The organism is Ralstonia sp. 22086, from assembly GCF_052045975.1.
In the GTDB taxonomy this organism is placed as follows: domain Bacteria; phylum Pseudomonadota; class Gammaproteobacteria; order Burkholderiales; family Burkholderiaceae; genus Ralstonia; species Ralstonia wenshanensis.
Window position 1 is genome coordinate 1,233,272 of sequence record NZ_JBQEPZ010000001.1, and the last position, 12,107, is coordinate 1,245,378.

Sequence of the window (12,107 nt, forward strand, 5' to 3'; positions counted from 1 at the left end):
ACAGAAAAAATAACAGGGGCGGACCATGTCAGTCAGCCAGCAGGATACGGCGCGGGTTGAACCAGCGCCGAAGTCGAGGGGAGCGAGGGGGGGAAGTTGGCAGGGGTCCCGCCGGCTGCATGTTTATGGCGGGGCCCTGCTCTTCCTTGAGTACTTCCTGCTCGGCATGTGGTGGTGGGGCCACCACATCCTGCAGAACACCACCATTCCGTCGCCGGGGTGGGATCTGGCTGTCTTCTGGAGTGCCGCCAACCTGGCCATCACGCACGGCGCGGCAGCAGCTTATGACTGGGGGTTGTTGCGTGCTGCGGAAGCCGCCATCCTGCCGCCCGACATCTTTGGGCCGTTCTCCTATCCTCCAACGTTTCTGCTGCTGATCTACCCGATTGGCGCGTTGTCGTTTGGTGCAGCCACGGTGGTTTTCTCAGGCTGCGGCATTGCGCTTTTTCTGGGGATACTCAACAAAACGCTGCGGTCGGTGCCAGACTCGCTGCGGCTGCCCTGGCTCATTCCGGCGGTTGCGTTCCCAGGCGTGTGGGTCACGCTGGTCACGGGTCAGAATTCGCTCTTCACCGCAGCGGCTGCGGGTGCGGCGCTGGTGCTGCTGCGGCGATCTCCGGTGGCGGCAGGTGCTTGCATCGCCATGTTGTGCATCAAACCGCAACTGGGCATCCTGTTCCCGCTATACCTGCTCTGCGAGCGCCAGTGGCGCGCGCTTGCATCGGCAGCGTTCTTCTCGGTGCTGACTTTGGCGGTGAGTTGGCTCGCATTTGGCACAGCCACCTTTGTAGCCGCCGCAAGAAGCATGGCCATGTTCCGCCACGCCATTGTCGAGAATGGTGGTGTGATCCTGTATGGCGCGCCGACGGTATTCGGCACGCTGCGATCTGCCGGGTGCTCGACCACGGTGTCATATGCGGCTCACGCCGGCGTGGCGATGCTCGTGATTGCCGTCTGCGTTTGGTTATGGCGCAGCGCCTGCCGCTTTGAGTTGCGCGCTGCCTCACTGCCCGTTGCAACGCTGATGGTGCAGCCCTATCTCATCTACTACGACCTCGCCTGGCTCGCTTTGCCGATGGCCTGGCTTGCGGTCGATTTCGTGCGCCACAGCAGCAACCGCTTCGAAAATGCGGTGCTGCTTGCCGCCTGGCTGGTACCTGCACAAGGCCTGTTCGCCGTGCTTTCGCACCGGACAGGGCAATGGGCGCCGATCGTGCTGGTGGCCTTGCTCGCCATCATCGTGCGGCGGGCGCGGGCACCACAACGCGTGATCGCACGCCACGAATGCTCCGACGCTGCAACACCACCCGCAGCCGCGATTGGCGCACACGCATCCAACCCGGCGCAGGGGACAACGGCGTGAACAGAAGCTTTGAGGGCCTGCGCGGCATCGCGGCCTTGTTTATCGTTGTGCATCACATGTTCTGCGCATGGCCGCACCCGCTTTCTGCCAACGCCTATCTTGCTGTGGACCTCTTCTTTGTCTTGAGCGGCTTCGTCATCAGCAGCGCGTGTGGCCCGCAGTTGTCGAATCTTGCATCGCTGCGCACGTTCATGATCCGCCGCATTGGCCGTCTGTGGCCAACGCACATCGCAACCACGGCCTTGGCCCTCATTGTGGCCCGCCATCTGCCGGCGTTTGGCGAGGCGCTGGCACTCGCCACCATGTCGCAGGGCCTAAACGTCTTCCAGGCTGGCATCGGCAACGCCGTGAGCTGGAGCGCCAGCGACGAAATGTACGTCTACTTTGTGTTCGGTGCGGGTTGCATCCTGATGCGCGGCCGCACCCGCATGGTGGTATTCGCAGCGTTAGGCTTGACCGCGTGGGCGCTGGCCGCCTGGATCGAGATCGACCGACGCTGTCTTCTCCAGGGCGGCTGCCTCAGTAAGTTGGTTCACCAATTCGGCTGGCTGCGGTGTATTGCAGGCTTCTTCATCGGCGCCCTCCTTTATGAGTTCCGAGATCGCCTTATTACCTGGGCGAGCCACCCCGTCTTTCAGGTGACGGCATTTTCAGCAGCGCTGTTCCTGCTCATTTCGGCAGATGCCCTTCCCGGGTCTGCACTGACCGCGCCATTGACGTTCGGCGCGCTGATCGGTGCGCTCATCAGTGATCGCGGCCCCGTCTCGCACATCCTCCAAACGCCGGCGGCGCAGTATCTTGGCAAGGTGTCATATCCGCTGTATCTGGCACATGGCGTCATGCTGCCGCTTGTCGTGAGCATGCCGGCGGACGTCGGGCTCGCGGATCAACTTGTCACTTACGCGCTGTTTCTCTTCTGGGCGTTTGCCGCCGCCCATGTGCTGCACAACTACGTCGAGCTGCCGTTTCGTAACCGGTTCAATGCGTGGTCTCAAATGCTCTCGCGTGCAACGTCATCGCAGGTGCCACAACGCTAACGCATGGGGGCGCAACTTACTCGGCAACAAACACTTAAACGACGCGGGATACGCCTGCCACATGGTCGGCAAGACAGTCAGCAGCATGCGTGCTTCCTGCAATGGATGCAAAATGACGCCGCATCACCATCACCAGTAACGCAACCAGCACCGCAGGCAGCACCTGAAGATAGCGGCCGACATAGGCCGCGAGAACGCCCTGCACAGGTGCCAGCCACGCCGCAATCAGCAGAATCCACTCCAGACGATTCAACGCTTGGACCTTGGCATCGCGCATCAGAAAGACGATCGGCAGGATCAACCAGACCAGGTCGTAGAACATGATGTAGGGCTGCATCAATAGCGTGGCCACGACGAAGGCCGTTGCGCGAAGCTCGAACCTCGCGCGCCTGACCCACAGGAAGGTCATGACGATCACGGCAGGCGCAGCGACCAAGCCATGCACAACATAAGCCACGCTCACGGGTAGATCCACGCCGCGGCTCACGGCGAACACGGTTGGCATGCCGAGCCACATTTCACGGCCGCCCTGCTCCACCGCGATCCGGCTGAACTCGGGAAGATACGCTGCAAACGCGCGCCATGCGTCAACTCCGAAGACAGCAACGCTGCCTCCAACGAAGGCCAAGGTGCACAGACCCGCCACAACAAGCGCCTTCCATTGCCGACCGCACACAAGCGCCAGCGGAAACAGCACGCCAAACTGCGGCTTGATCACCAGTATCGCGATACACAGTCCGGCAACGCCCGCGTTTGTCTCAAGCAAGACAAGCGCGGCACCCGCTGCAGACACTGTCAGAAGCGAGTTCTGGCCCAACCCCAGCGCGACAGGCACCCCCGGGAACGCGGCGAACCAAGGCAACCATGCACGATCGACGTTGCGATTGATACGCACAAGCATCGCGCCATAAGCGGACAAGCCGAGCACAAAGTAAAGGATGAGGGCGGCCCCGAATGGCAGCAGTCCGAAGAGAATGACTGCCAGCAAGAAGGTGGGCGGATAAGGCCATGGGGAGTAGCCGATCTGGTGCCGCAGCGACTCTTCCAGCGGCTGCATCCATTGCGCAGAAAACACGGCTGTTGCGTTGTGCTCCATCGTCACCCGGGCGGCAGACCAGAATACCGAAAAGTCGTAGCCGAGCATTGGCGCTGTCCAGTCGTGCAGCAGGTAAAACCGGATCCCCCAGATCATCAACGCCAGGATCTGGAGCGCCAATGCTGCCATCGCGTAGATGGTCAGGCGACGGGCCAGGCGCCCAGAATCCATTGCCGACATGACGCGCCTCTCTTGCTGGAACACGCCTAACCGCGCTGACCTCGCACCATCTGAATGACGCGCCGCTCACCCGTGAACCGGTTGCGCAGCCGGCGCTCCTGATAGCGGCGCTTCACCAGGTAGATCGGGCGCCCCTTGGCCTCGTCGTAGATGCGGCCAATGTATTCGCCCACCACGCCCAGCCCGATCAATTGCAAGCCACCAAAAAACAGCAGCAGCGACAGCAGCGAGGCATAGCCCGGCACATCCACACCCAGAACCATGGTGCGAGCGATGATGTAGCTGCCGTACACGAATGCCAGGCTTGCAATGGCCAAACCGATATACGTCCAGCTCCGCAGCGGCCAGGTGCTGAAACTGGTGATGCCTTCCAGCGCGAAGTTCCACAGGCGCCAGCCGGAGAACTTCGACTGACCTGCGCTGCGTGCCTCGCGCTCGTACGGAACGATCACGGTGTTGAAACCCACCCACGCAAACAGGCCCTTCATAAACCGGTGCCGCTCGGGCAACTGCTTGAGCGCATTGACGACCGCGCGGTCCATCAAGCGGAAATCGCCAACATTCTCCGGCAGCTTCAGGTCGGACAACGTGTTGTGGACGCGGTAATACGCGGCGGCAGTCACCCGCTTGAGAAAGGTGTCGCAGGCCCGGCTGGCGCGCTGTGCAAGGACCACTTCCGCCCCCTTCTGCCAGTGCGCTACCAGGGTGGGAATCAGTTCCGGCGGGTCTTGCAGATCAGCATCGATTGGGATGACGGCATCACCAAGTGCCTCGTCAATGCCGGCCGTCAACGCGGCTTCCTTGCCGAAGTTGCGTGTCAGATCGATCACCCGTACACGCTCGTCCGTGCGTGACACGGCGATCAACTTCTGCAGGGTGTCGTCCTTGCTACCGTCGTTCACGCACACGATCTCGAACTGCGTGAACTCGATCGACTCCAGGATCGGCACGACCCGTGCAAAGAAGGACTCTAGCGCCTCGCCTTCGTTATAGAACGGTACGACCAGCGAAAGGAGTTGGTTTCTCTTGTAATCCAACATCATTGTTCTCCCCGTCCAAGGCGCCTTGGCACGCGGCTGCGTGACGCGTTGCGTGTGCGCTCAAGATGAATACGGCGCGCGATATGCGCGAGTGCAAGCAGCAATACAAGCGGCATCAGCTGAAAGCCGAGTCGGTCAATCAAGAGCATTCCGCCCAGCGGCAGAAGCCACAGCAGGATGAGCCCTTCACGTTCACCGGGCAGCCACCCATCCCGCAACGCGTAGGAGGCCAGCCAGGCAATGGCCAGACCGAGGAAGGCCAAGTCGTAGTCGTACAGGTAGGGGCTGGCGAGCATGGTTGCCGTCAGCACGGCTGCGGCGCGCAGTGCAAAGCTGCAAGGCCGACTCCAGGCATAGGCGACTGCGGCACAGGCCGTGAAGGCCCCCATCAGATGCAGCACGTAGGCCAGCATCACGCTGCCGTGCAGCATCTTGACCATGGCAAAGAGGGTGGGCATGCGCTCCAGATGGACTGCGCCGGATTCCACCGCCGACCGTGCAAACGCCGCGTTGTGAAGAAAGGCAATGAACGACTGCGGCCCGAACGCCAGCAGCGCCAGCACTACCAATGCGAGCGAGGTCAGCGCCATTGCAATCAACGCTTTCCAGGCTCTGGCGCACATCAGCGCCACCGGAAACATCACCGCCAATTGCGGTTTCACTGTCAGCAGGGCGAGCAACATGCCCGCGGCGATCGGGCTTGCGGGCCGCTTGGGGCGAGGGGAATGCAGCAATGTGAGCGCCAAACCAGCACACGCCGCCAAGAGCAACGCGTTCTGCCCGGTTGCAAGCACGACCGCAATCCCCGGAAACGCCGCGCACGGCAGCCATGCCTGCCGCAATGGCACGATCCGGCCGACAACCCACAGGAAGCACCCGACGCTCATACTCAGGAAGACGAGCACGGCAAGCCAGTACGGCAGCAGCCCGAAGGGGGCGACGAAGGGCAGAAAGGTTGGCGGATAGAACCAGGGCAACAACCCCTGGGTTGTCGCCACCAGCGGGACGGTTGCCAGCTCCACGTTATGCAGCACAGCCACATCGTAGGCAGCGAGTGGGTGCCCTTGCAGCACCAACTGCGCGGCGCCCCAGAACACCAGAAAATCGCCGCCAAGCGGAAAGACACCCGCGACCTTCAACACACTGGCGCGAACGGCCCAGATTACAAAGTACGCGACGTAGCAGGCCAGCGCAGCCATCGAGTACACGCGCAGGCGGTCCGCGCCCAACCAGTGGCGAGCACCCGCGGCGGCCACTGGAGACGCTGTCGACACCTCAGGCGCCCTGTGCTTTAGAAGGTTCAAGGCGATGGACATGGCACCCTCACACCCGCTTTGCCACGCGCCGCACAACAAGCGCCATCATGGCGATCAGAACCAGGGGCCCGATCTGCGGCAGTTTCAGATAAGGATTAGCGTGCTCATAGATCGGCAGCAGCCAGGCCACAACGAGCAGCGCCCGCTCGCCGCTCGCCAGGCCATGGCCACTGTCCTCATGCACACCGGCGCCAACCAGACCGGCAATGGCCAGCCCCAACCATGTCAGTTCGTAGTCACGCAGATATGGCGACACCATCAGCGTGGCAATCGCCAGCGCCGCAGCACGTAACTCAAACGCCGTCGTCCGCCGCCAGACATAGGCCATCGCGGCGGCCATCGCCAGCGCTGTCAGCACCTGTACGGCGTACGCACCGTTCACGCTCGACCCGGCCAGCCGGGCGGCTGCAATAGGCGTTGGCATGCCCCACCATAGGTTGGCGCCGCCCTCGATGAAGCTCGCCCGCACCCATTGCGCGTTGGCAAGGAACGCCGGCACCGTCCGCCAGCCGCAGACCAGCACGCTGACACTCGCAAACGCTACGGTTGTCAGCAGCGCGCTGGCCAGCGCCGTCCATGCACGCGCCATCACCAGGGCCAGCGGGAACAACACCGCCAGCTGCGGCTTGATGGCAAGCAAGCCGATCAGCACACCGGCAAGTACGGGGCGCTTGTTCAGGTGATACACCGCAGCACCTGCCACACCGGCTGTCAACAGCGCGTTTTGGCCAGCAAGAATGGTGATAAGCGTTGCCGGAGCGGCCAGCACAGGCAACCACAACCCTTGGCGCCAGGGGTGCTGTGCCCGCGTCAACATGCCGATCGATTTGAAATAGACGAGCCCCGTGCCGGCCAGGAACAGCAGGTAGCTCAAAGTCAGCGGCAACAACGACAGCGGCAAGACCATCAGCAGAAAGGTCGGCGGATAGAGCCAGGGAAGGATCAGCTCCGCCCCCTTTCCCAACGTTCCATGCTCGGCAATCACCGCAGTCAGTTCGCGCACGTCATATGCATGCAGGGGCCCCTGCGTCAGCGCGAGATGGGAGGCCCCCCAGAACGCCGAGAAATCCGTTCCAGGACGCGACATCGTCACATCGGTAAAGCCATTGCTCGTCCAGGCCCAGCCAAGCAGCAGCACGCAGAACAGAACCAGCAGCGCACCGCTGTAGGCGCGCACTCGGGCCAGATCGATCCAGTGGCCGGCAGCATCCTCACCGGTTGCACGAATTGCTGCAGCGGCACTGCGCGTGGCTGGCAGACGCACAGATCTCTGGCTCATGCTGCTCCTCGCGTCGGTTCCGGGTGATGCGCGGCACACGATGTCTGCGCTGCGCTGAGTGGGGCTTCGTCACGCGCGCGACGGCTTCACGCCGCGTGCGGGTCTTAGAGCCCAGTCTTGTTCGCTCACTCGGATAAGGCAAGGGACGGCACGCGCCTGCGGTCTGTGTTGAGCGCCGCCCAAGCGTCGAAATTGCATCGACGTTTCAGCACTGAAGCACGGGGACATTTCCCGCGATGCGTTGTTGCTGCGGCCTTGCTACGCGCAACCATCCAAGCGATACGCAAGGAGGATCCATCAACGTTTCCATCCGGAAACGTCGCCCGGCCATTGGCACACCGCCAGCTGGGGCCCGGCGACGAGCCTCACGCAGACCCCCAGCCTACCCAGCGGCGATTTCCACCATCCACTACGCTACCCCCCCACCTGTCCGTTTGAATGAGGACACCCCTGTGCTGCGTCATCCCTACGTAGCCTCATCCAAATCGACGGGCCTCGCTACGCGTTTCCCCCTGGCAACTCCGCCCCCGAGAACGCCGGAACCAACTGTCAGGCACGCCCCCTCGAATTCAGCCCATCGCCCGCAAAGCCTTGTCGCACATGGAAGTGCACGGGGGTGGCCCGGCTTTTGCCTATGCCAGATCGCAGGACATCGTCACCGCCGCCTTGAACGGGGAGCAGCAAGTTCACAGCAGACGGCGAAGCGAAACGGAATCTCCAATTCAAAGCAACGAATTGAAAAAGGGATCGAGAGAAATGCCGACCAACAACACGCTCACATCGCCCATACGGGACAGCACCCTGCGCGACGCCGCCCGGTGCGTGTCACGTGAGTTCCTGCGGGCAGGTGACGGCAGCAAGGGCTGCTGGCCGTTTCATGCTTGTGCCATCTGTGCGCCGCCGACATGACCTCCCTCACTCTGGCTTTTCGAACGCGCATTTTTTCCACTGAAGGAGATTGTCATGAACTACCTCAACGCACTCAAGCAATTCGCCCGTGACGAAGATGGTGTGACCGCCATCGAATACGGCCTGATCGCCGCCCTGATCGCTGTCGTGATCATCGCCTCGGTCAAGCTGGTCGGCACCAACCTGAGCACCGTGTTCAACAACATCGCAAACGCGCTTTAACGCGCTGATGTTGCAAACGCGAGGCCCACCGCATTGCTGCCCAGCAATGCATGCCAAGCAAGTGCAAGCGTGGGTCGCCATGAACGTGGCAACCCACGCTCCAGCAACAACCGGCAGAACTTCTGCCTTAGGCAAAAGGGAGATTGTCATGAACCGCTACAGCACGCTTCTACAGCAGTTCCTGTACGACGAACAAGCCGTCACTGCAATCGAATATGGCCTGATCGCGGCGTTGATCGCCGTGGTGATCATCGCCTCAGTTCAGCTCGTCGGCACGAACCTGAGTACGGTGTTTTCCAACATTGCGGCCGCGCTCTAGCGGACTGCCAACACGGTCAGCGACCAGCGCTACGCAGGAGACCGGCATGCATAAGCCAATCAACCCCAGGAAGTGGCTGCGCGACGATCAAGGCGTTACCTCGATCGAGTACGCACTGCTGGGTTCACTTATCGCGATCGTCATTCTCGGCTCCGTCGTGGCGCTGGGTAGCAGTGTGAAGTCTCTCTACGAAATGATCGCTGCGGCCATCCCGTGATGTTGCTCCGCACCGAATAGCAACAACGCTTGCGAGTCCCGACCTCATTGAACTGAACACGCAGTCGCACCAAAGAACCCGAGGACACCATGAACGACGCCACCCTGCTCTCGTCAATGATTGGCCCCGTTGCCATGGGCGTAGCGCTGATAGCGGCGGCCATCGACGCGCAGCATCGCCGCATCCCGAACTGGCTGACCTTCGGTGCATGGCTTGCGGCGCTGCCGTTGCAGGTAGCAATCCATGGCTTCGGCAACGGCGCCCTGGAGTGGACGTGCGGCTGGCTTACGGGCCTGGCGATCTTCCTGCCTTTCTATCTGCTGCGCGGCATGGCTGCGGGCGACGTGAAGCTCATGGCGGCAGTAGGCGCATGGCTTGGTGCGTTCATGGCTTTTGAGATTGCAATGGCCACGTTCGTGATCGGTGGCATCTGGGCGCTGGTATTGACCCTTCGACATAAGCGCATGGCGCAGTTGCGCCGCAACCTGCGCGACGTCCTGTTGACGTCGGGGCAGATCAGCAGGGAAGCCGGCGCACCAACGCCGCAAGCCGATGCCTCTTGGTCGGTGGGCACGTTGCCGTACGGCGTTGCGATTGCCGCCGGCACGATTGCAGTCCTGTTTGCATCGGCTTGATGCGCGCAATTTGCACATCTGGGCACGCACTTCGTATTCACACAGCCAAATGGTGATGAAGATGATCGGGGACCAAAAAATCGAGCACACAGAATTCGGGGGCGTCCAACATGCGCCGCGCTCGCTGGAAGCTGTGCCATCGCCCACCGGGCTGGACGCCTCCCGTCGCGAGCCCGCTGCCCCTTGGCACATCCTGCCGCGCACCGTGGCCGAAACGGGCCTGGACATCTCGTTGCTGCTCGGCCTGCTCATGAAAGTGGCCTACCTGCATCGCAGCGCCACGCTGGTCATGCTGATGGACACCATCAAGCTGCCCGCCATGGTCATCAATGAAGTGGCGGCCTACGCCGTGCGCGAGCGCATGCTGGAAGTCGCCCACCGTGGCGCCAACGACCTGGACGTGCGCTTTCACCTGACCGACGCCGGCTATGTGCGCGCGGCTGAGTTCACTGCACGCTGCAGCTATGTCGGCGCCGCACCCGTCACGCTGGAAGCCTATGTTGAATCCGTTCAACGGCACTCCATCCAGTTTGCCTCGTTGTCCAAGTCTGATGTCACCGCGGCCTTCAGCACGTTCGTGATGCCGCCGGACCTGCTCGACGATGTCGGCGTCGCACTGAACACGAGCCGCGCGCTGATGCTCTACGGCCCTGCCGGCGGCGGCAAGACCTATCTCGCCCAGCACCTCGGGATGCTGCTGCCCGGCGCCGTGCCGGTACCGCACGCCATCACGATCGCGGGCGAGATCATCCAGATCTTCGACCCCCTCGTGCACGTAGCGCAGGAAGATGAAGAGAGCCCCGTGGCCCGACGTCCACTGGACCGCCGCTGGCAGATGTGCCATCGGCCCGCGGTGCTCTCCGGGGGCGAGCTGACGCTGGAGATGCTCGAGTTGCGCTATGACGGCACGACCGGCTTCTATCAAGCGCCCCCTCACATGAAGGCCAACTGCGGCATCTACATCGTCGATGACCTTGGCCGCCAGCAAGTGGGCGTGAGCGAGCTGCTCAACCGATGGATCGTGCCACTGGACCGCCGCGTCGACATGTTCTCGCTGCGCAATGGCGTGCGGTTCTCCGTGCCGTTCGATGTTTGGCCGATCTTCTCGACCAACCTTGAACCGGCTCAGCTGGGCGACGACGCCTTCCTGCGCCGGCTCGGCAGCAAGCTTTACGTAGGGCCGCTCTCGGTGGCCGACTATCGGGAGGTTTATCTGCGCGCTGCGCAGGAACTCGGCCTGGAGAACGCAGATGCCGCCTTCGATTATCTGCGCGAAGCGCTGCACGAAGTCAGCGGCAAGCCATTGCTGGCCTGCATTCCACGCGATCTGCTGCGCTTGGTGGCCTCGGCCGTCCAGTACCACGGCGGGCCGTCCGAGGTAACCCCAGAGGCACTGCGCCGGGCGTGGGACATCTACTTCTGTTCGCACACAGATTTCAAGACAACCGACTCCATGAGTGCGGGCATGGGCTGGCGGCAGGACAAGCAGGCGCTCACCTGAGCCTTGCCGATCCGATCCGCTCTATTGATCTCAGAAGGGGGAACTCATCATGAAAAACGCGCGTGCAATCGTGATGCTGGTCGTCGCATTGGTGGCAGGGATCGCGGCCGTTGTCTCTGCATCACGCTGGCTGTCTCAGCAGTCATCCAGCTCCGTCAAACAAGTCGCGGTGGCCGCCAGCGACATGGATCTTGGCCAACCGCTGGGCAATGAGCAATTGCGCATGGTCAGTTGGCCAGCCGGCAGCTTGCCGCCGGGCACGTTTGACGATCCCAAGGCGCTGCAAGGGCGTGTGGTGCGCGCGAGCCTGCAGAAAGGCGAACCGATCCTGGAGAGCAAGCTCGCACCGATCGGTACCAAGGGCGGCCTTTCCGCCGTCATCGCGGAAGGCAAGCGCGCCATCACCGTGCGTGTGAATGACGTGGTGGGCGTAGCGGGCTTCGCATTGCCAGGCAACCTGGTCGACGTGATCGTCAACACCAATGAAGACGCGAAGAGCGCGAACAACAATAGCAACAGCATCTCCAAGATCGTGCTGGAAAAGATCCTGGTGCTGGCAGTCGCACAGCAAGTCAGCCGAGACGACACGCAACCCAAGGTCGTCAACGCGGTCACGCTGGAAGTCACACCCGAGCAGGCAGAGAAGCTCGATGTGGCACGCAGCGTCGGAACGCTCTCGCTGGTGCTGCGCAATCAGGTCGACGTGGCCGCCACGGCAACCGGCGGCGCCACCAAGGGCACGTTGCTGGGCACGCCCGCAGCCGAGCCCACACCCAAGGTGGTGATGGTCAGCACGACCCGTGCAACCGCCAAGGTGCGCCACGTTGCCTCGGGTCCGAGCCGGCAACGCGACTGCATCGGTGTACTGGCTGGCGTGCAAGGCAGCATGGAGTGCTTCTGACCCGCTACACCTGACAGTCCTTCAACACGCATTGCAACGTAGAGGTTAACCAGCCACAGCGTATCAACCGCATTTTCATCCTGTGCAGCAGA

The 12,107-nt window shown here is 62.3% G+C and carries 12 protein-coding genes; 8 read left to right on the forward strand and 4 right to left on the reverse strand.

What is annotated here, in order from left to right; translation table 11 throughout:
* Positions 1–166 precede the first annotated feature (166 nt).
* Both ACTJK6_RS05790 and ACTJK6_RS05795 read left to right on the forward strand, forming a co-directional pair.
* Positions 167–1,363, forward strand: coding sequence for a glycosyltransferase family 87 protein (locus tag ACTJK6_RS05790; RefSeq protein ID WP_322019009.1), 1,197 nt, complete (start codon positions 167–169; stop codon positions 1,361–1,363).
* A complete protein-coding gene (locus tag ACTJK6_RS05795; protein ID WP_440838518.1) occupies positions 1,360–2,400 on the forward strand; it encodes an acyltransferase family protein in 1,041 nt (346 codons plus the stop codon). The genes ACTJK6_RS05790 and ACTJK6_RS05795 overlap by 4 nt, the downstream gene beginning before the upstream one ends.
* A 34-nt stretch (positions 2,401–2,434) precedes the next feature.
* On the opposite strand, the gene ACTJK6_RS05800 is transcribed toward ACTJK6_RS05795, so the two are convergent.
* The 4 genes from ACTJK6_RS05800 to ACTJK6_RS05815 all read right to left on the reverse strand — a co-directional run bounded on the left by ACTJK6_RS05800 (position 2,435) and on the right by ACTJK6_RS05815 (position 7,311).
* Positions 2,435–3,700, reverse strand: a complete 1,266-nt coding sequence (locus ACTJK6_RS05800; protein ID WP_440838519.1) for a glycosyltransferase family 87 protein — start codon at positions 3,698–3,700, stop codon at positions 2,435–2,437.
* A gap of 2 nt (positions 3,701–3,702) precedes the next feature.
* Complete coding sequence (locus tag ACTJK6_RS05805) at positions 3,703–4,716, reverse strand: glycosyltransferase family 2 protein (RefSeq protein ID WP_232042977.1); 1,014 nt, start codon at positions 4,714–4,716, stop codon at positions 3,703–3,705.
* Entirely contained in the window at positions 4,716–5,915 is a 1,200-nt protein-coding gene (locus tag ACTJK6_RS05810) for a glycosyltransferase family 87 protein (protein ID WP_440838520.1), read from the reverse strand. Before ACTJK6_RS05810 ends, ACTJK6_RS05805 begins: the two co-directional genes overlap by 1 nt.
* Before the next feature lie 124 nt (positions 5,916–6,039).
* Positions 6,040–7,311, reverse strand: a complete 1,272-nt coding sequence (locus tag ACTJK6_RS05815; protein ID WP_440838521.1) for a glycosyltransferase family 87 protein — start codon at positions 7,309–7,311, stop codon at positions 6,040–6,042.
* Between the two features lie 963 nt (positions 7,312–8,274).
* Between ACTJK6_RS05815 and ACTJK6_RS05820 the strand changes: the two genes are divergently transcribed.
* The 6 genes from ACTJK6_RS05820 to cpaB all read left to right on the forward strand — a co-directional run bounded on the left by ACTJK6_RS05820 (position 8,275) and on the right by cpaB (position 12,015).
* Positions 8,275–8,442, forward strand: coding sequence for a Flp family type IVb pilin (locus tag ACTJK6_RS05820; protein ID WP_039600933.1), 168 nt, complete (start codon positions 8,275–8,277; stop codon positions 8,440–8,442).
* 148 nt (positions 8,443–8,590) lie between these two features.
* Entirely contained in the window at positions 8,591–8,761 is a 171-nt protein-coding gene (locus ACTJK6_RS05825; RefSeq protein WP_004629689.1) for a Flp family type IVb pilin, read from the forward strand.
* 46 nt (positions 8,762–8,807) lie between these two features.
* Positions 8,808–8,978 (forward strand): Flp family type IVb pilin, encoded by a 171-nt coding sequence (locus tag ACTJK6_RS05830; protein WP_024976443.1) that lies wholly within the window; start codon positions 8,808–8,810, stop codon positions 8,976–8,978.
* A gap of 89 nt (positions 8,979–9,067) precedes the next feature.
* A complete protein-coding gene (locus ACTJK6_RS05835) occupies positions 9,068–9,613 on the forward strand; it encodes an A24 family peptidase (RefSeq protein ID WP_316868493.1) in 546 nt (181 codons plus the stop codon).
* A 61-nt stretch (positions 9,614–9,674) separates the two neighbouring features.
* Entirely contained in the window at positions 9,675–11,114 is a 1,440-nt protein-coding gene (locus ACTJK6_RS05840) for an ATP-binding protein (RefSeq protein WP_343620006.1), read from the forward strand.
* Between the two features lie 49 nt (positions 11,115–11,163).
* Positions 11,164–12,015 (forward strand): Flp pilus assembly protein CpaB, encoded by an 852-nt coding sequence (cpaB, locus tag ACTJK6_RS05845; RefSeq protein WP_440838522.1) that lies wholly within the window; start codon positions 11,164–11,166, stop codon positions 12,013–12,015.
* Positions 12,016–12,107 lie beyond the last annotated feature (92 nt).